Raw genomic sequence first — 19,371 nt, 5'->3', positions numbered from 1 at the left:
CCCGGACTGATCCGGAATGCGGACAAACGAAAAATAACCACGAAAAGACTCTCTCCCGAACCCCCGGATTCACGATTCATTCCTTTTTCCTGTATTTTATTGAACGGGTACCAATTTGATCTCGGCCTTTCATACCATGGCGGGGGACCCGAAAGACCCCTCCCACTGATGAACAGACCTCGACCGCTTGTATACTCTGCTTTGTCTTCTTAAAAACGTATATGTAAATTTACTAAAGATCGCTTTTTATTGTCTCGCACCTCAGTACTTATTTCCTGAAAGCGGGTGCAAAGATAGAAACTCTTTTATTACCATCCAAACAATTCAACAAGAAAAATCACTCTTTTTTCTGTCTTTTTTTCCGACTTTCTAACAAACAAATGAAGATCAAACCATTACCTCATGAAGAAAAATAATCTTTTTTTTCAGGTTGACAGAAAAAATGAGCATCGGGTCTCAATCGGGAGAAAGACCCGGAAATTCTCTCTCCGGACTTTCTCTTAAAAATGGAGGAAAAAACGACAACATTTCCATCGAAAAAGAGAGCTATAAACAACAGGGTGGGAAATTCCATTAAAAAGTGAAAAGATGCAATTTTTCCTATAGAACCACATTTTATAAGTATCTTCGCACAAAATAAGCACAAACAGATGAAAGGTATTATTCATATCTTAAAACGGTTTTTACCCCCTTATAAGAAATATGTCATCCTGGCATTTATTTTCAATATATTGACAGCTATATTGAATGTCTTTTCCCTGGCCACCATTATTCCCATTCTCCAGGTGTTATTCAAAATAAACAGGGAGAGCTTCTCTTTTATCAATTGGGATAGCTCCGATTACCCATTCGTGGAAATCCTGTTGAATAATGTGAATTGGTATATCACACAGCTTATCGAAACACATGGAAGCAGTTTCACGCTGATGGCGCTGGCGACCTTCCTGATCGTGATGACATTGCTGAAAACGGGGACTGCCTATCTGGGTTCTTACTTTCTCATTCCTATAAGAACCGGCGTAGTGAAAGATATACGGAACCAGATCAATGACAAGGTGCTTTCTCTCCCGCTCGGTTTTTTCACAGAGGAACGAAAAGGGGATATTCTTTCCCGGGTATCGGGGGATGTGAACGAGGTGGAGAACTCGGTGATGAGTTCCCTCGATATGCTTTTCAAGAACCCGATCCTTATTCTGATTTATCTGACTACCATGGTAATACTGAGTTGGCAACTCACCCTCTTCGTGATGGTGGTATTGCCGGTAATGGGGTTTGTGATGGGGCGCGTAGGCAGAAGCCTGAAAAGGAGCTCTTTCGCGGCGCAGAATAAGTGGGGTGAACTGATGTCACAAATGGAGGAAACGCTCAGCGGGTTGAGAGTGATCAAAGCATTCGGTGCGGAAAACAAAATTTCCGGAAGGTTTCATGCCGGCAATAACGACTTCCGGCGCATGTCGAACAGGATCGCACGCAGGCAGCAATTGGCACACCCCATGAGCGAACTCCTGGGTACTATCACCATCGCTATTGTACTATGGTTTGGAGGCACATTGATATTGGAAGGTAACAGCATAATCGACGCCGCCTCATTCATTTATTATTTGACTATATTCTATAGTATTATCAATCCGGCCAAAGAATTCTCCAAATCGGCTTATGCCGTACAGCGCGGCCTGGCATCGATGGAACGTATCGACAAGATACTGATGGCTGATAACAAGATTACCGACCCGGCACAACCTGTCCAGATCACATTTGACTCCTATATAGATTACAAGGATGTCTGGTTTAAATATGAAACGGAGTGGGTCATCAAGGGGGTAAACCTGAAGATCGACAAGGGAAAGACCATCGCTCTGGTAGGTCAGTCGGGATCCGGAAAATCGACGATGGCAGACCTGCTACCCCGCTTCTATGATATCCAGCAAGGAGAAATACGCATCGACGGGATCAACATAAAAGATGTGAAAGTGCGGGATCTGAGATCGTTGATGGGCTATGTAAACCAGGAAGCCATCCTGTTCAACGACACCTTTTATAATAATATTGCCTTTGGGGTTACCAACGCCACGGAAAGCGAGGTGATCAACGCTGCAAAAATAGCCAATGCCCACGAGTTCATTATGGCTACTGAACAGGGCTATCAAACCAATATCGGCGACCGGGGCGGTAAGCTGTCGGGAGGACAGCGCCAACGCATCAGCATTGCACGGGCTATACTGAAAAACCCGAAGATCCTGATCCTGGACGAGGCCACCTCGGCACTCGACACCGATTCGGAACGGCTGGTACAGGAAGCGCTGGAAAAACTGATGAAAAACCGGACCACCATTGTGATAGCCCACAGATTATCCACCATCAAAAATGCTGATGAGATCTATGTGATGAAAGATGGGCGAATCGTGGAATCGGGACAACATTCCACCCTTTATGCACAAGGAGGATACTACACTTCGTTATGTGACACACAACGCGATCCAAGCGGATAATCTATCCCTTATCCTTAGGAACAGGGATAAGGGTTTCCTTTTCAGAGATTCTCTCCAATAACCGGTCTACCGCTTCGAAAGGGGAGTTAATGCTCCGGAATTCGGGAACGATCTCTTTCATCTTCTTCACAGTCCGCATATCGTCATATTCAAAAGAAGAATGAATGAGCGCATCCACTTTGCGGCTCACCTCCTCATATTCATACTCACGGACATCGGCGATCATGATTTTCTCATGATAGGTAGGTTTGGTATGTTCGGCTATATTCAGCAACTCTTCATAGAGTTTTTCCCCATGCCGCAGTCCGGTAAACTCTATCTTGATATTCTTTGAGCCGGAGAGCCGTATCATCCTTTTTGCCAGATCCAGGATTTTGACAGGCTTGCCCATATCGAAAATATAGATCTCCCCGCCTTTACCCATAGCTCCCGCTTCGAGCACTAACTGACACGCTTCCGGAATGGTCATGAAGTAACGTATGATTTCCGGATGGGTCACGGTGACAGGCCCCCCGTTCTTTATCTGCTCCCTGAACAAAGGTATTACCGAACCGTTCGATCCCAACACATTGCCAAAGCGGGTAGTAATAAACTGCGTAGTTCTCTTCCCGCTTTTGGCTATATATTTCGCCAGGGACTGTACGTAGATCTCACAAATCCGTTTGGAACAACCCATCACATTTGAAGGGTTCACCGCCTTGTCGGTGGAGACCATCACAAACTTGTCGGCATTGTATTTCACAGCCAGGTCTGCGACGATCTTTGTCCCAAGGATATTGGTCTGCACCGATTCCGACACATTGTCCTCCATCATGGGCACATGCTTGTAAGCCGCCGCATGGAAAATATACTGCGGCCGTGTCCTGGAAAAGATACGTTCCATCCGGCTGGCATTGCCAACATCGGCCACAATGATCTCGGTGCGGAGTTCCCTCCATTTATCTTTCAGCTCGAGCCGCATGTCATGCAAGGGGGTTTCCGCCTGATCTATAAGAATAATACTATAGGGATTGAAGTTGGCTACCTGGCGGACAATCTCGCTGCCAATCGACCCGGCGGCGCCTGTCACCATTATTCGTTTGCCTTCAATATTTGAGGCTATCTTTAACATGTTGATATGGATTGGATCGCGGGGCAGGAGATCTTCAATCTGCACATCTTTCAACTGCTCCTTACTTATGATCATCCCATTCCATTCGTTCAGAGGGACTGTGGTCAGCAGCGAAATATTATGATCCACAAAATTACTGAGGAGATCGGCATTCTTTATCTCCTCCATCTGCTGAGGCGAAACGATGACCGTCTTCACATCTTTACTTTCCATCGTCCTGAAAATATTTTCATTATTGGCATGGATAGTTGTGCCCATCAATTCTTTACCCACCATCTGGCTTTCGTCCGAAATAAACCCCAGTACCCGGTAGTTAAATTCGCTATTTCCCTTCAATGCTTTTGCAACACTGATACCGGCTTCCTTGGTGCCGTAAATAAACACATTGACCGGTTTCACATTTCTCCCGGTAATGAATTCATACACCTCTTTCGTGAGTATCCTTGAAAAGATCATCAGGAACGTATTGAGAAAGAAAACAGAGATGAAAGTAATATCATCCAGATAAAAACCCGGATAATATCTCTTCACGATCATAATAGCCAGATAAGTAAAAACGTAACCAAGGATCAATGCATAGGTAATCCTCATCAGGTCGGAGAAAGATGAGAACCTCAAAATACCACTGAATGTGCGGAATAATATAAAGGTGAGAGCATTGACAAAAATAAGGATTATCGCTAATGTGACTCCATCCGCTCTGACTTCCGGCGTAAGTCCGACAAACCCGTATCTCACCAGATACATCGTCAGGCAGGAAAACATAATCATGAGAATATCTATCATGAAAATTGAGAAACGGGATAAAACCCTATTCGATAAAAAATTATGTATTAAATTGCTCATAATAGTCTAGTTAAGTTTATACTCTTGGTTCACAATAGATTGATGTGCGGTCTTCCCTGTTTCTATCAATTCAATGCCCTTTTTAATCAATGGATCTTCCTTATGGTAGGCTGCCCAGAAAGCTTCCTCCCCAAAAAAGTTCCGAATAATATAGGCATTCATTGTGTTCTCCAGTAATTCGCTCGATTCCTGCACATAGTAAGGCCTTCTTCTGATACCGTTATGATCCGCGAAGCTCACCAGGTTTAACAACAAGGGTTGTTGCTGCAAATAGCGGTAAAGTTCCTTCCAAGTGGCGAAGCTGTTCAGTTTTTCACGGTTGATATCGGAATAAAGCATGGCATACTTCTCGTCTAACCGGTTATTCACAACCAGATTATAATAGGGATTTATCCCTGCCGTGTCTCGAGGCACAAAGATATCAGGCATGATTCCGCCTCCACCGTAGACGGTCCTGCCTCCTGCTGTCTGAAAAGGAATAAGATGGTTGGACACTGTGTCTACGTTCACATAATCTCCTTCGATATAACGGTTGATGGCCTCCATTTCATACTCATCATATCTTCCCCTTTCATATCCGCGTTGGATAGATCTGCCCGAAGCTGTGTAATAGCGGGCCACGGTGAGCCTCACTGCCGAACCGTCAGGGAAGTTACGCTGTCCCTGTACCAGTCCCTTGCCAAATGAGCGTCTGCCAATCACCAACCCTCTGTCGTGATCCTGGATAGCTCCGGCAAAGATCTCACTGGCGGATGCGCTAAATTCGTCTATCAGCACCACCACTTCGTCTTGCTTGCAGGTTCCCGACCCGTTCGCATAGCTGTCACTCCTGGGAAAATTCCGACCTTGGGTATATACGATCAGGGCTCCTCTGTTCAAAAATTCATTCACCATAGCCACCACCACATCCAACGATCCCCCCACATTTCCTCTGAGATCGATCACAAACGAGTTGGCGCCCTGGCTTTTCAACTTCGATATGGCTGAGATGAATTCGCTGAAGGTGTTGAACCCGAAATTCTTCCCCAATTTGATAAAACCGATTCTGTCCGTCAGCATATAAGCAGCATTGACACTGTTCATGGGGATATCGCCCCGGGTGACCGTGATCTCATGTATGCGGTCGTCACCGGCTCTTATGACACCTAATTTCACTTCGGAGCCCATTTCGCCACGCAACCTCTCCATCACTTCCTCATTCCGGAGTTTCGTGCCGGCGACTAAAGTATCGTTCACCGTCACGATCCTGTCCCAATGCATAATACCCGCAGCCTCAGACGGTCCACCCGGCACGATACCTGTTACCACAATGGTATCTCTCAGGACATAAAAGTTAACGCCAATGCCCGAGAAATGGCCTTCCAGGTCTTCGTTCACCCGTCTCATATGGGCAGCGGAGATATATTCTGAATGAGGATCCAGCTCCTGTATGATATTGGGAAGCGCATCCTCCACCAGTTGGCGCATATTGACCGTATCGACATACGACTCCTTGACATAGTTCAGCACAGCATCGATCTTTCCGGATCCTTCCACACTTCCGGAACGTCCGAACTGACTATATCTGCTCCCGATAAATATACCCACTGCGATACCAAAGCCTATCCATAAAGGCAGCCATATTCTGCCCCTTTTTCCTGCATTCATCCAATCACTCCTGTTACTATTTATCAATTTCCACCGAGACAAGTTCAATATTGGCTCTTCTCAACAGATCAATTCCATCGCTCAACCGGTAATTCTCGGCAAAGACCACTCTGCTTATACCAGCCTGGATGATTAACTTGGCACACTCAATACAAGGTGAAGAGGTGACATACAGCGTGGCTCCGTCACTACTGTTATTGGACCGGGCCACTTTCGAAATCGCGTTCGCCTCGGCATGAAGCACATAAGGCTTTGTCATATCATTTTCATCTTCACACACATTCTCAAAACCGGAGGGAGTGCCATTATAACCGTCGGAAATGATCATCTTGTCTTTCACCAGGAGCGCGCCGACCTTTCTGCGTTTGCAATAAGAGTTTTCCGCCCATATAAAGGCCATACGCATATACCGCCTATCGAGCAAATCCTGCTTTTCCTCGTTTTGTTGCATGTCACATCAGATTGCTTTTAAACTCATGTCGAGACTTTTCACCGAGTGAGTCAGCGCTCCCACCGATATATAATCCACCCCGGTTTCGGCATATTCACGAATGGTATCGATAGTGATCCCACCTGACGATTCCAATTCCACATGTTCATTCACCGCCTTCACGATCTTCACCGCATCGAAGGTCTGCGCGGGAGTAAAATTATCGAGCATGATCCTGTCCACGCCTCCTACACGGAGTACCTCTTCAAGTTCATCCAGGGTCCTTACCTCTATCTCAATTTTGAGTTTTTTGTTTTTCTCTTTTAAATAGTTTTGTGCGCCGCAGATAGCTTTTTCAATTCCTCCGGCAAAATCCACATGATTGTCTTTCAACAGGATCATATCAAACAGCCCTATCCGATGGTTCTCTCCTCCTCCGATCCGGACAGCTTGTTTTTCCAGGATACGCATTCCCGGCGTGGTTTTCCGGGTGTCGAGCACTTTTGCCGCCGTACCTTCAAGTAGTTTCATATAGCTGTCGGTTAGGGTGGCGATGCCGCTCATCCGCTGCATAATATTGAGTACAAGCCGTTCGGTCTGTAAAATGGAGCGTATCTTCCCTGACACAATAAAAGCCACATCTCCCGGCTTAACATGGGAACCATCGTGGAGAAAAATCTCCACCCGCAGGGCCGGATCAAAAGTATGGAATACTTCAATGGCTATATCCACACCGGCAAGCACACCTTCTTCCTTGATAAGTAATCTCGATTGTCCCTGTTCCGTCTCAGGAATACTACAGAGGGTGGTGTGGTCACCGTCTCCGATATCCTCTGCAAAAGCCAACCGGATAAGGTTTTGAATTAACTCTTTTTCTGTCATATTAAAACGATATTGCTTCGTATACTATAAAACAAACAATCCCTCCGTTTTGTTATTTTTTTCTAAGAAACTGTTTTGAATTTTACGAGTAATTATTTTACGCTTATTTTTCCACTCTTTCATATCGTTTTTTGCCCTTTTTCGCACCTTTGAAATTTCATTTCTTTTAAGTAGCCCGCCACATATCAATCAACGAAAATCCAAATCCATCAAAAAATGGCTAAAAAACAGTGGATGAAAAAATTCAAAACAGCTTCTTAGAATTTCAGTGCAAAAATAAGAAATAAACCATTATATTTGTCCTGAAAGACAGCTTTTTTGATTTTCTGAGGCCAAATTACTCGTATCCGGAGGTTATTGGGTTGTTGTTCAGTCATTGTTCGGTTGTTTTCTGGTTGTTGCCAACATAATAAAATATGAGCGAAGCAAATGAACAACGCGCGAAATGCGAATGACATTGAGGCCGGACAATGCGAAACAGGTATAATGGCGAAGCCGAGTAACAACAAAATAGAATCACCTGAACAGGGTGAACAAATAACGAGAGCACAACGAATGAAAACTATTTTGCTTTCCGTAGGTAAGACGGACGATCCCCTTTTTTCACAAATCATGGAAGAATACAGGAAGAGGGTCAATTACTATATTCCGTTCGAGATGCAGATTATTCCCGACATAAAAAACACAAAAAATCTCTCTGAAAAAGAACAAAAAAAGCAGGAAGGGGAAAAACTGCTGAAATGGTTGCAGCCCTCCGACTATGTTATACTGCTCGATGACAAGGGGAGACAATACTCCTCCGCGGAATTCGCCGGATATATAGAGAAAAAGACTTTTTCCGCTATCAAGCGGTTGATTTTCGTTGTGGGAGGGCCTTATGGATTTTCTGACGGGGTCCGGGAAAGAGCGAACGAAGTTGTGTCGTTATCCAGAATGACTTTTACCCATCAGATGGTGCGGTTGATCTTCACCGAACAGCTTTACCGCGCGATGACCATTTTACAGAATGAACCTTATCATCACGAATAAATGCTTACTTTTGTGTCAATTTGTAGTAAATTCATTCATAAATTCAATATGTCAAAAAAGAAAACAATCCTTACTGTCATGTGGGTCATCATCGCACTGATTGCAGTTGCGTCAGTGATTTCCCTGATAGTGTTTCCCCGGTGGAAAGGTTTTTTTTTAGCGGGAAGTGGCGCCTTTCTTATTTTGAATCTGCTTCTCTCGTTGTTTTTTATCGGCAAGAATTTCAAAGAGTGACTGTTAGAGCTTGAACTCAAAAGAGAGCAGGTCAAAGAATTCTTTCTCCAGCGGATCGGCAGCGTATTCAAAATCGGCCACCAACCACATCACCTTTTCCGCGTTATCGGTTGAGAGTCTGCCAAAGAACTTCAGCGTATTCAATGCCGATTGACGCAGTAGCAGCGATTCGTTTTTCAGATCGGCTTTCGCTCTTTCCAATAACTCTTCAGACCGGACGCGGTTTATCGCGTCAGCGCGGATTATGCACAACCTGGCAAAAAGCCAATAGCCGGTAGTCCGGATGGTTTCATCTTCATTTCCGGTCCATTCCCGCACCAATTCATCGGCATAAGACAACTCCTGGAAAAGATTTTTACAAACCTGCTCACGGATCTCCTGATTGGTGGCACCCTGTACCCAACGCCCGGCATCTTCCTTGGAAAACCGGACAGGCGGACACAGCATTGTCGCCAGTATTTTCAACTCACGCACATCCTCTTTCCACATTCTTTCCGCCAATACTTTATCCGGCACGTACTTGGCCGCGATTTGTTTGAGCCGGGGGACATCCACCCCGAAATTCATACGATACCCTACTCCTTTGGCCCGCATACTGGCGGCAGTCACACCGTTCATCGACATCCGCAGATCGGCCCGTATATTACGTAAAATTGTCTCCATTCCTTATGCTGTTACTTATTCTGTTTGGCTACAAAATTACGCTATTCAGAAATAAAACAAGCATTTTTCACTATATTTGCAGGATAGGTGAGAGTGCCTTGGAAAAGTTCAACGAATTTCACCATTCTCCCGGCTTTTATTATATTTTCCTAATATTAAGATACGCTTCGGACAAACTCAAACAAGTTTGGTTTCTTCTTCAGCTTTCATTATATTTGCACTATAATTAAAAATCATTGTTGTCCGATAAAAAAATATTAAATCTTTATAACGAGCTGAGGAACAGTTTAATACACTCTAATTTTAAAACAAGGGTCTGTTATTTATAACTATCTGTCAATCAGCTTATTATATATATTTTCGAACAATAGTGGTAAAAAAATATATAAATGATGAAACTCCTCTTAATCAGCAACTCCACCAATCCCGGAGAAGGATATCTGGAGTATCCCAAGGACCGGATCAAAGAATTTCTGGGAGACAAAGCGAGTAACGCCGTTTTTATTCCATATGCGGCGGTCACTTTTTCTTTCGATGAATATGAAGAGAGGGTGAATGCCCGTTTCGCCGAAATAGGTCATCATGTCACAGCTATTCATCGTTTCATCAATCCTGTGGAAGCCATTGAAAATGCCGATACCATTGTGGTGGGAGGCGGAAACACGTGGCAGTTGGTAAAAATGCTTCAGGAAAAAGGACTGATGAAAGTGATCCGTAAAAAGGTGAGGAAAGGTACCCCGTACATCGGTTGGAGTGCCGGTTCCAACATAGCCTGCCCTACTTTGCGGACTACCAATGACATGCCTATTGTGGAACCGCTGAAATTTAAAACCTTGAAATTGGTTCCCTTCCAGATCAACCCCCATTATCTCGATGATCATCCGGCGAATCATGGCGGCGAGACCAGAGAGGTACGCATTCAAGAGTTTATAGAGGTTAACCGCGATATCTATGTAGTGGGACTCCGTGAAAGCACCATGCTCCTTGTGGAAGATCAAGAGATGGAACTGATAGGCCCCCGTAAGGCCCGTATCTTCAAATACGGGCAGGAACCCATGGAGCTTTCCAATGAAGATGATTTCAGTTTTCTCCTGCAACGAAAATGAGTACCGGACATATTAGCAGCCTCCAACCTGGCGCGTCGCTATTGCGACGGATCATCAACGACAGCAGGTCGTTAGGTGTATTTCTATTGTTATGCACTCTCCTATCGCTGGCATTAACGAATATCAAAGGGATTGGAGAAGTTTACTCTCATCTCTGGGAGATGTCGATTCCCGGGTTTGACCATCTGCACCTTCCACATACCATCATCCATTTCATAAACGACGCCTTGATGACGTTGTTCTTTTTCCATGTGGCGATCGACATCAAAAAGGAAGTGACCACCGGGGAACTCTCGTCTGTTAGCAGGATGATGCTCCCCACCGCATCCGCGTTGTTCGGAGTGGCTTTTCCGGCAGTTATTTTTTCCTTAATCACTGCCGGCACAGCCTATTCAAACGGCTGGGCTATACCGACCGCCACAGATATTGCTTTCACCCTTGGCATGGTAAGTCTTTTAGGTAAAGCGGTTCCCCATTCCATGAAAGTCTTTTTGACAGCATTGGCCATTATAGACGACCTGTGTGCGATTCTCATTATCGCATTGTTTTATGGTTCTTCGCTTTATTTGATATGGTTAGCGGGAGTGGCTGCCGTGGGGATCGTGATATTCCTTATTAACCGCTATCTCCACCGCAAATGGGTTTATATTGTGACAGCCGGGCTAGGAGTGATCATGTGGTATTGCATGTTCCGATCGGGCATCCACGCTTCATTTGCCGGGGTAATACTTGCCTTTATTCTTCCCATAAGCAAGATGCCCGCATTTGAGAGAAGAATCACTCTTCCGGTCAACTTTTTCATTGTCCCCCTCTTCGCATTGGCCAACACCAGTATTTTCATCACGCCGGCGGCCATATCCGGACTGGCTTCCCCTCTTTCTCTCGGAATTATTCTGGGTCTGTTCATCGGGAAACCGCTGGGCATTACCCTTGCTGTGTATCTGATGGTCAAACTCCGGTTGGTCAGGTTAGCCAATATCCGTTGGGCCCAGTTTATCGGGATCGGCATATTGGCCGGTATCGGCTTCACCATGTCCATATTCGTGTCGAACCTCTCTTTTCCTGATGATAAGATGATGATGGATATCGCGAAACTGTCGGTACTGATTGCTTCGGCCGTGGCTATGGTAGTAGGGTATATCTGGCTCAAAGCATTTTCCCCAAAAAAAGAAGAAGTGGTCGAAACGTAAACCCAAGGACTTAGTTTGTTTTTCTGTAGTTTGCAATTGCCCCACCGTTAAGACATAGGGAAAACCCCGCCATTATTAAGAAATGGCGCCATAGGTACCCACTCCGGCGACCCGCTGCTTACCGATGGGAAAATTCCCTGTTCCATTACTTTTGCAAATATTTTTTCCGGTAACTGACAGGGGTATACCCCGTGTTTTTTTTAAATATCCGGTAAACATTCCTCACATCATTAAACCCCATTTCAACGGCAATATCCAACAAATCCTTATCCGTTGTCAGCAGCTCGGCGGATATCAAGTCCACCTTCTTATCCAATACGAACCGATAGACTGAAGTTCCGGTGGCTTCCTTGAATTTCTTCTCCAGGTTTCGGCGGGAAAGCGGGACTACTGCCGTCAGCTCGTCAATGGAGATATCCATCCGGATATTCTCATGGATATAATCTATCACCGTTTTTATATGGTTGTCCGAAATGTTGTACTTCTCCGTGGACTGGCGCAGTTCAATCCGAATGGGATCAATATTAATATTAAAAGGAGAATTATCGTTGTTTATAATTGCCTTATGAAGCATTTTGCCGGCATGATACCCTCCGTTTTTATCATCGGTTATAATCGATGAAATGGAAGGATGCGACAAGTTGCATATCAGCTCATCATTATCCACACCCAGCAAGGATAATTCGTCCGGAATATTGATATCATTCACCTTACACATTTCCGATACTTGCAGGGCAAAGTTGTCGTCACAGGCCAATAACGCAATGGGTTTGGGCAGTGACAACAACCAATCGTTCAAGGCAATATGGCTTTTGCTCCAATGCATATCATTCAAGGGCCCGGATTCAAAATAAAAGTAGTCCCCGCCCAGTTTTTCCACCTCTTGCCGATAACCTTCCTCTCGGGCTTTCGACCAAAAGAAATCCTTATTTCCATAAAAAGCAAACCGGGTGAAACGTCTTTTTGCAAAAAATCGGGCGGCCATGGCTCCTACCCCCTGAAAATCTCCTGATATTTTAGAGAATCGGCTATTGATGTCTTTATAACTCTGGATGAATATGGGAATATCCAGTTGCTCCAAAAAATCAACCTTCTCATACTCCCATTGGGTAATGATGGCGTCGATTTTCCATTCTCTAATCCGCTCTAAAATGCCAACTTCCCCGTAAAGAGTTTTAAAATAAGCCGGCAGGCGGTAAAAAGTCCAATGATTGTTTTCGTTGGCGTAATGAATCAGTCCGGTCAGGAACCGGCGGCTGAATTCCGTCGATGTGTCTATAAGTATAAGCACTTTTATCATTGTCCACCCGTAAAAAAGAAGTTAAAGGATATCAGATAATATAACAAAGAATTAAACGTCGGCAAAGATACAAAGTTCATTTTTTAACATTATAGCGTGTGATTTTTGCGCAAATTGTCAGTAAAAATGTGTAATTTATCAATAAATCATGGTATGCATGATTTATTTTTGCCTTATGTTTTACAAAAAAATAACAGTTTCTGAAAGGGGGTGATAAGAATAAAACAGGAATTAGATAATGGATACCCTGCGTTTTACATTGAAATTTACCCATGGGGAAATTCAGTTTTCCAGACATTTGAACGAGAAAATTAAAATGAATAAAGCTGCTGTCCCGCTATTTGAAATAATTGAAATATAGTTGGTTGCGAAGATTTTTCTTTACAAACGGACTTGAAATTGTACTTTTTCAGGAAACCTTCTGTTCATGTATAAATATAAGTATATGACTTTGACCCGACGATTATCTGCGCCTATTCTCTTGTTACCATCGTGCAGCATTATATGCGGATGGAAAGAAGCATCTGCAAGCGGCCCCTTTTTAACGGAAAGGCATGAATTATCAACTAATCTTTAGAAACATGAAAAAGACTGTTGATCATTAATACGTTCATAAATAACACTTTAAGGCTACAAATAAAAAAATAAAGCACTAAATTTTTTTGTCAGTTGGTATGGAATTAACGATGAGACTTACGAGTCAAAAAAATCATTATTTATTATGTATTAACACTACTGCCCACTTAAAATAATCTGAGTGACAGTTGATTATCTTTTAGCTCTTTGACAGAATTGAAAGACTGGTTATTGGAGAATGGTGTAACCCACGTGGTGATGGAAAGTAGTTGTGTTTACTGGAAACCCGTCTACCACGTGCTGAAGCCCCCGGGTTTGAACCGCAAGAGCGTCGAGGATCTTGTCGCCGAGATCGGGTTGGAGATGGATGTTTTTCCTAAGGAGAAACATTTAAGCAGCCCGGTGAAGTATCCCCGGAGAATGACGAGAGTGCGGGTTAAAAAAAGCGGACGCCCCCCACGGGAACAAACAGGCAAAGGAGATCCTGATCCGGGCCGCATGGACGCCTTCACACACCAGGGGGACGTTTTACCTTGCGTTGCCACCGCCTGGCAGCCAGGCGGGGAAAGAAACGGGCCGCTGTGGCGGTGGCGCACTCCATCCTCAAATCGGCATACCATATCCTCAGGGACGGGGTACTTTACAATGAACTGGGGGAAGAATACCTGAACAGCAGGATCGAAAAAAGAAGAAGGAGATACCTGCAGTCAGAGTTGGAAAAAATGGGATACAAGGTTCAACTTGCCCCCTCTGACCCTGTCTGCCCCGCAGGCTAAAGGAAGTTACGGGCTAACATGACAGGAAACAAAAAGGTCGATTTTCTACTGGCGTAAGATGTGGAAGGAATCCAGGTCGAATATGAAACTGACTTCAACAGGCAAGCACCCAAGGTTGTTGCCCGGAGCACGCGTATGAAATTTTAAGTACTTCTTGCCTGTTTGTTTTCCGATAACCGGTGCATTTGTCCAAAAGATGAGTGCTGTCTTTTGTTTTGTCTAAACAGTGAATAATAAAATCAAAAATACGGATTAGATTACTGATAAACAGATATTTAAATATTAAACAATATTCGTATGAAAAAAAAACTTCATCAAATTCTTATCTGGCATTGTGTCTTTTGTAAAAAAAATATACGTAAAACCAATCGATTATTAATTATAATCCTTGTACTTATGCCTCTATCTGTCATTAAGGCAGAAGACACAAGCGTTTTGACGGAAATAAGTCAACAAATCAAAAAACAAGTTTCAGGAGTTATTCGTGATGAAAAAGGAGAGGCTATTATCGGTGCTAATGTTATCGAAAGGAATGCCTCTGGAAATGGTACAGTAACTGATATAGATGGTAAATTTGCCTTAAATGTCTTTGAAAATGCAACAATACTGATTTCTTATGTCGGTTATTTGCCGCAGGAAATTAGTGTTGCACGAAAGACCTACATTGAAGTTATATTGAAAGAAGACACAAAGACTTTAAATGAAGTCGTTGTTGTAGGATATGGAACGCAATCAAGAGAAACTATTACAACATCTGTTTCAAGTTTGAATTCAAAAGTACTGGAATACATTCCCTATAGTAATGCTGCATCAGCGTTGCAGGGAGGAATAGCTGGTTTAACGGTCCAGAGTTATAGTGGGCAACCGGGATTAGCCCCACGGATTATTTTAAGAGGAGGAACATCAATTAATAATCCTAACGGGTCAACCCCCTTATATATAGTTGACGGGATTATAAGACCCAACATGGATGACATTCCAGCAAACGATATTAGTTCTATTCAGGTACTAAAAGATGCAGCAGCTACCTCTATATACGGAGCAAGAGCTTCAAATGGTGTGGTGTTAATAACAACAAAATCCGGTCGTGAGGGGCCAGTTAAAATTTCTTTTTCTTACGATTTTTCTGTTGCAAATGAAAATAAAGAAATTGAACTTGTTAATGCAAGAGACTACATAATTGGTGCGCGACAAAGTATCATGTGGATTGGTCAAAAAGACCCTGCAAACTTAGCAAAATTAAATCAAGCTACGGGGTACGGAACAGGCAATGATTTAACAAATAATACGGCATATACGACACAGTATTTAACAGAAGAGAATAAACACAAATTGAATGAAGGTTGGGAATCTGTACAGGATCCTTTTGACCCTTCAAAAACAATTATTTTCAAAGATACCAATTTCCAAAAATTAAGAAAGCGTACTGCTTATTCTCATAATTACAATATTTCTGCCTCTGGAGGGTCGGAGAAGTCATTGTATAGTATTTCCTTGGGCTATCTTGATGCCCAGGGAACTGCATTAAATTCCGATTACAAAAGGCTGAGCTACAATATGAATGGAACATTGAAAATTCTATCAAATTTAGCTGTAAACGGAAAGATGATGTTCACCAATGTCGATGACAATAGAGTGTATGGAAATCCAGATGAAATGTGGACTACCATGATTAATACATTTGTCAGAAGTGCCGCGCTTCCATCTACAGCCAAACTTACCTTTGAGGACGGATCCTATGCTCCCGGATTGAATTCCTCATTTGGTAATCCCCTTTATTACCAAGTTGGTCCACATTCTTTGCAAAAAAAGAATAATAGCAGTACGCTGACCATAGGCGTTGGCTCAAGCTGGGAGATAATTAAAGGTTTAACCTTAGACTTATCTGCATCACTATTTGAAACCAATGTCAGATATAGACAATTTCAGCCGGGTTATTTATCAGGGATTACTTCTTTTAACACTACAAGAAATGTGGGAGCATATAATTCCAATAACAGACACTGGCAAGCAGGTTCGATATTGACATATTTTAATAATATAGGGCTTCATAATTTTGAAGCAAAGTTAGGCTATGAGTATTACACGAAAAAGTATTGGACGGTGAATGCTTATGGAAAGGGGGCATCTACCGATCTTATTCCAACCTTAAATGCCGCAGCCGAGCCGACCAGTGTAGGTGGATGGGAAAGTGAATTTGTTACTGAAGGGCTTTTCTCCCGAATCAACTATAATTTTGATGAAAGATATTTGCTTACATTTAATTTTCGCTATGATGGCGCTTCAAATTTAGGTGCGAACTCCCGGACAGGCTTCTTCCCAGGTATATCTGCAGGGTGGAATATCCATAAGGAAAATTTTTGGAAAAATGTCGTACCCGAAGGACAAGTGCAACTTAAATTAAGAGGAAGTTATGGAGAAAATGGTAATATCCAAGGATTAGGTGACTATCAGGCACAAGGATTATATGCAGTAGGAAGTGAATACTTCGGAGGAGCGGCCATTCAACCTTCTGTAATTCCTAATGCAAACCTAAAATGGGAAAGATCGAGAACAACTAATTTGGGAATAGATTTAGGCCTATTTAATCACCGTATCAATCTATTAGTTGATGTATATAATAGAATAACAAACGATCTGCTAACGAATGTTTCGCTGCCGGGATCTTCCGGCTTCGGCACAGTACTTACGAATAATGGAAGCCTCGGGAACAAGGGACTCGAAGTTTCGTTAGATGCTCATATACTCAATCCCACCTCTCCTTTCCAATGGAAAAGTTCTTTTAATATATCTAAAGTAAAAACACGAATATTGAAACTTCCGGATAATGGGGTTGAGAAAAACAGACAAGGCGGATCTCAAATTTATGATCCAAAAGTAGGAGAATTGGTATGGGTTGGCGGTTTACAAGAAGGAGGAAGAATCGGTGATATACTTGCATATTATTTGGAGGGAGTGTATGCAACTGATGAAGAAGCTGCTTCTGCACCTTTAGATCATGGAATCGGACAAGAAGATAAAAGAAAGTTTGGAGGAGATGCTATTTGGAGAGACTTTGATGGAAACGGGATAATTGATTCTTATGACCGTTATATTATTGGGAACAGGTATCCAACTATTACAGGAGGTTTTCTGAATGATTTCTCATATAAAAATATTTCTTTGAGTATTCGGACAGATTTCACATTAGGACATACCATTAATAATTATGGAAGAAGGCATCTCGATGGTCAACTACAAGGCGACATTATGCCGACTAAAGAATATTATGAAAAATCATGGAAGAAACAAGGAGATATTACTGATACACCAAGGTATATCTGGCAAAATCAACAGGGGAATCTTCGCGAAAGCCAGTTGTATATTGAGAAAGGAGATTTTTTGGCTCTTAGAGAGATTACTTTGGCATACCTTGTTCCTAACCGAATAACTCAAAAATTGAAACTAAGCAATTTGAGAATTAATATAACAGGGAGCAACCTGCATTATTTCACTAATTATTCCGGTTTAAATCCTGAAGATGGAGGTATGGATTATGGACGATATCCGAATCCTCGCACAATAACTTTTGGACTTAGAGCTTCATTTTAATTTTATAAAAGATTTGATATGAAAAAAAACAGAGTTTTTATATATATTTTTATGTTTGTAGCTTTAATAGGATGTGAAAAACATTTGGAGTTAAAACCTATAAGTTACATTACGAGTGGTTCATTTTGGTCAACAAAAGATGATGTGGACGGTGCATTAAATGGAGTTTATGCGAGATTGCGAAATGATGCAGTGCTTAACTTGTTTATCTGGGGAGAAGCAAGAAGTGAAATGATGGAGCAAAGTTTATCTGGGAATCTTGGATATAACAGGTATTATGATCAATTCCTTTCGAGTAGTTATCCAGGCCCAGATTGGGATAATTTGTATTCAGTCATTAACTCTTGTAACCTGATCCTGAAATATGTTCCGAAAATAGAATATAGAGATGAGAATGAAAAAAACAATGCATTAGCTCAAGTTCATACGATGAGAGCCTATGCTTATTTCTTACTTGTTAGAATCTGGGGTGGCGTACCTCTTAGAACTCAGCCTTTGGAAGAGTATGATCCGATGACGATACAGTTACCCAGGACTCCGAAAGAGGAAATTTTTAAATTTATAAAACAGGATATTGATGACGCTTCCACGTTGTTCTCAAATAATAATGCTTATCCTAATGGTCGTAATAAATGGTCAAAGCCGGCATTAAATGCATTAAAAGCGGATGTTTATCTATGGACAGGTAAAGTTGAAGGTGGCGGAAATAAAGATATAGAAATTGCATTAGATGCAATTAATGAAATTCAGCAATCAGATGTTGATTTACTTGGAAACTATGGAGATATTTTCAAATATTCAAACAAAGGCAATAAAGAGATTATTATGGCAATCAGGTTTTTCTTAAAGGAATCAGGAGAAATGACTTTTGCGCATAATATGTATATGTCAACTGTATCGGACGTTCCTTCTTATATACCTAAGTGGCAATTAGAGATTGTTGGAACACCAAAGTCCGGTAATGGAAATGTTTGGAGAATCACGAAACGGGTTAGGGATCAATTTTCAAATGATGATACCAGAAAAAATGCAACTTATATTGACCTGGAGGGAAGTGGTGAAAACCAGTATTTTACAAATTACGGATTAAAATTCAATGGAATTATTGAATTGGGACAACGCTATTTCTTAGATGATTGGATTCTTTACAGGTACGCTGATATACTTTTGATGAAAGCAGAAGCCAAAAATGCATTAGGACAAGATCCTTCGGTGGAGATTAATGAAATACGAAAAAGAGCATACGGTGATAAGTATTCAGATCATATTTTCATAAACGGATCTAAGAAAGAAAATGATGATGCTATATTAAAGGAGAGACTTTTGGAACTTTCTTTGGAAGGCAAAAGATGGTGGGATTTGATTAGATTTGGTGAAGTTTTTAATTTAGTCTCTAAGTTAAAAGGTAGAGAAAATGAAAAACATTTGCTCTTGTGGCCCCTTTCTAAAAGTGCTTTATCAAGAGAAGTTTTAGTGGAACAGACCCCCGGATATGAATAAT

At 42.3% G+C, this 19,371-nt stretch carries 14 protein-coding genes; 8 read left to right on the top strand and 6 right to left on the bottom strand.

Features of this window, described 5'->3' with window-relative positions; translation table 11 throughout:
* The first annotated feature begins 650 nt into the window (after nt 1-650).
* Nucleotides 651-2,489, top strand: a complete 1,839-nt coding sequence (locus tag D7D25_RS06575) for an ABC transporter ATP-binding protein (RefSeq protein ID WP_122968156.1) — start codon at nt 651-653, stop codon at nt 2,487-2,489.
* Between the two features lies 1 nt (nt 2,490).
* Here the strand turns inward: D7D25_RS06575 and D7D25_RS06570 are convergent, their stop codons facing one another.
* The 4 genes from D7D25_RS06570 to nadC are packed head-to-tail and all read right to left on the bottom strand — an operon-like array spanning nt 2,491 to nt 7,405.
* Nucleotides 2,491-4,449 carry a polysaccharide biosynthesis protein gene (locus D7D25_RS06570; RefSeq protein ID WP_370453839.1) on the bottom strand — a complete coding sequence of 653 codons (1,959 nt, stop codon included), beginning with the start codon at nt 4,447-4,449 and terminating at the stop codon, nt 2,491-2,493.
* 3 nt (nt 4,450-4,452) lie between these two features.
* Complete coding sequence (locus D7D25_RS06565; protein ID WP_122968153.1) at nt 4,453-6,093, bottom strand: S41 family peptidase; 1,641 nt, start codon at nt 6,091-6,093, stop codon at nt 4,453-4,455.
* 16 nt (nt 6,094-6,109) lie between these two features.
* Nucleotides 6,110-6,544: a dCMP deaminase family protein gene (locus D7D25_RS06560; RefSeq protein WP_122968151.1), complete on the bottom strand. Its 435-nt coding sequence runs from the start codon at nt 6,542-6,544 to the stop codon at nt 6,110-6,112.
* A gap of 6 nt (nt 6,545-6,550) precedes the next feature.
* On the bottom strand, nt 6,551-7,405 hold the full coding sequence (nadC, locus tag D7D25_RS06555) for a carboxylating nicotinate-nucleotide diphosphorylase (protein WP_122968149.1): 855 nt from the start codon (nt 7,403-7,405) through the stop codon (nt 6,551-6,553).
* Between the two features lie 555 nt (nt 7,406-7,960).
* On the opposite strand from nadC, the gene rlmH reads away from it, so the two are divergent.
* Together rlmH and D7D25_RS17855 are read left to right on the top strand one after the other, a co-directional pair.
* Nucleotides 7,961-8,434, top strand: a complete 474-nt coding sequence (gene rlmH, locus D7D25_RS06550; RefSeq protein ID WP_122968185.1) for a 23S rRNA (pseudouridine(1915)-N(3))-methyltransferase RlmH — start codon at nt 7,961-7,963, stop codon at nt 8,432-8,434.
* Nucleotides 8,435-8,482: 48 nt separating this feature from the next.
* Entirely contained in the window at nt 8,483-8,668 is a 186-nt protein-coding gene (locus D7D25_RS17855; RefSeq protein ID WP_148038870.1) for a hypothetical protein, read from the top strand.
* A gap of 3 nt (nt 8,669-8,671) precedes the next feature.
* On the opposite strand, the gene D7D25_RS06545 is transcribed toward D7D25_RS17855, so the two are convergent.
* Nucleotides 8,672-9,331: a DNA alkylation repair protein gene (locus D7D25_RS06545; protein WP_122968147.1), complete on the bottom strand. Its 660-nt coding sequence runs from the start codon at nt 9,329-9,331 to the stop codon at nt 8,672-8,674.
* A gap of 392 nt (nt 9,332-9,723) precedes the next feature.
* Between D7D25_RS06545 and pepE the strand changes: the two genes are divergently transcribed.
* Entirely contained in the window at nt 9,724-10,437 is a 714-nt protein-coding gene (gene pepE, locus D7D25_RS06540) for a dipeptidase PepE (RefSeq protein WP_122968184.1), read from the top strand.
* Complete coding sequence (gene nhaA / locus D7D25_RS06535; RefSeq protein WP_122968146.1) at nt 10,434-11,627, top strand: Na+/H+ antiporter NhaA; 1,194 nt, start codon at nt 10,434-10,436, stop codon at nt 11,625-11,627. Before pepE ends, nhaA begins: the two co-directional genes overlap by 4 nt.
* Before the next feature lie 145 nt (nt 11,628-11,772).
* On the opposite strand, the gene D7D25_RS06530 is transcribed toward nhaA, so the two are convergent.
* On the bottom strand, nt 11,773-12,927 hold the full coding sequence (locus D7D25_RS06530; protein WP_122968145.1) for a DNA-binding transcriptional regulator: 1,155 nt from the start codon (nt 12,925-12,927) through the stop codon (nt 11,773-11,775).
* A gap of 1,109 nt (nt 12,928-14,036) precedes the next feature.
* Between D7D25_RS06530 and D7D25_RS17850 the strand changes: the two genes are divergently transcribed.
* The 3 genes from D7D25_RS17850 (at nt 14,037) to D7D25_RS06515 (ending at nt 19,370) form a co-directional block, all read left to right on the top strand.
* The gene (locus D7D25_RS17850; protein ID WP_148038869.1) at nt 14,037-14,279 is read left to right on the top strand and encodes a hypothetical protein; all 243 of its coding nucleotides are present in this window, start codon (nt 14,037-14,039) and stop codon (nt 14,277-14,279) included.
* Between the two features lie 297 nt (nt 14,280-14,576).
* Nucleotides 14,577-17,870 carry a TonB-dependent receptor gene (locus D7D25_RS06520; RefSeq protein WP_221407968.1) on the top strand — a complete coding sequence of 1,098 codons (3,294 nt, stop codon included), beginning with the start codon at nt 14,577-14,579 and terminating at the stop codon, nt 17,868-17,870.
* 18 nt (nt 17,871-17,888) lie between these two features.
* Nucleotides 17,889-19,370, top strand: a complete 1,482-nt coding sequence (locus D7D25_RS06515) for a RagB/SusD family nutrient uptake outer membrane protein (RefSeq protein ID WP_122968141.1) — start codon at nt 17,889-17,891, stop codon at nt 19,368-19,370.
* Nucleotide 19,371: the final 1 nt, after the last annotated feature.

It is taken from the genome of Proteiniphilum sp. X52, from assembly GCF_003712195.1.
In the GTDB taxonomy this organism is placed as follows: domain Bacteria; phylum Bacteroidota; class Bacteroidia; order Bacteroidales; family Dysgonomonadaceae; genus Proteiniphilum.
The sequence above is the reverse complement of the archived record's forward strand: the minus strand, read 5'-3'. Positions and strand labels throughout refer to the sequence as shown.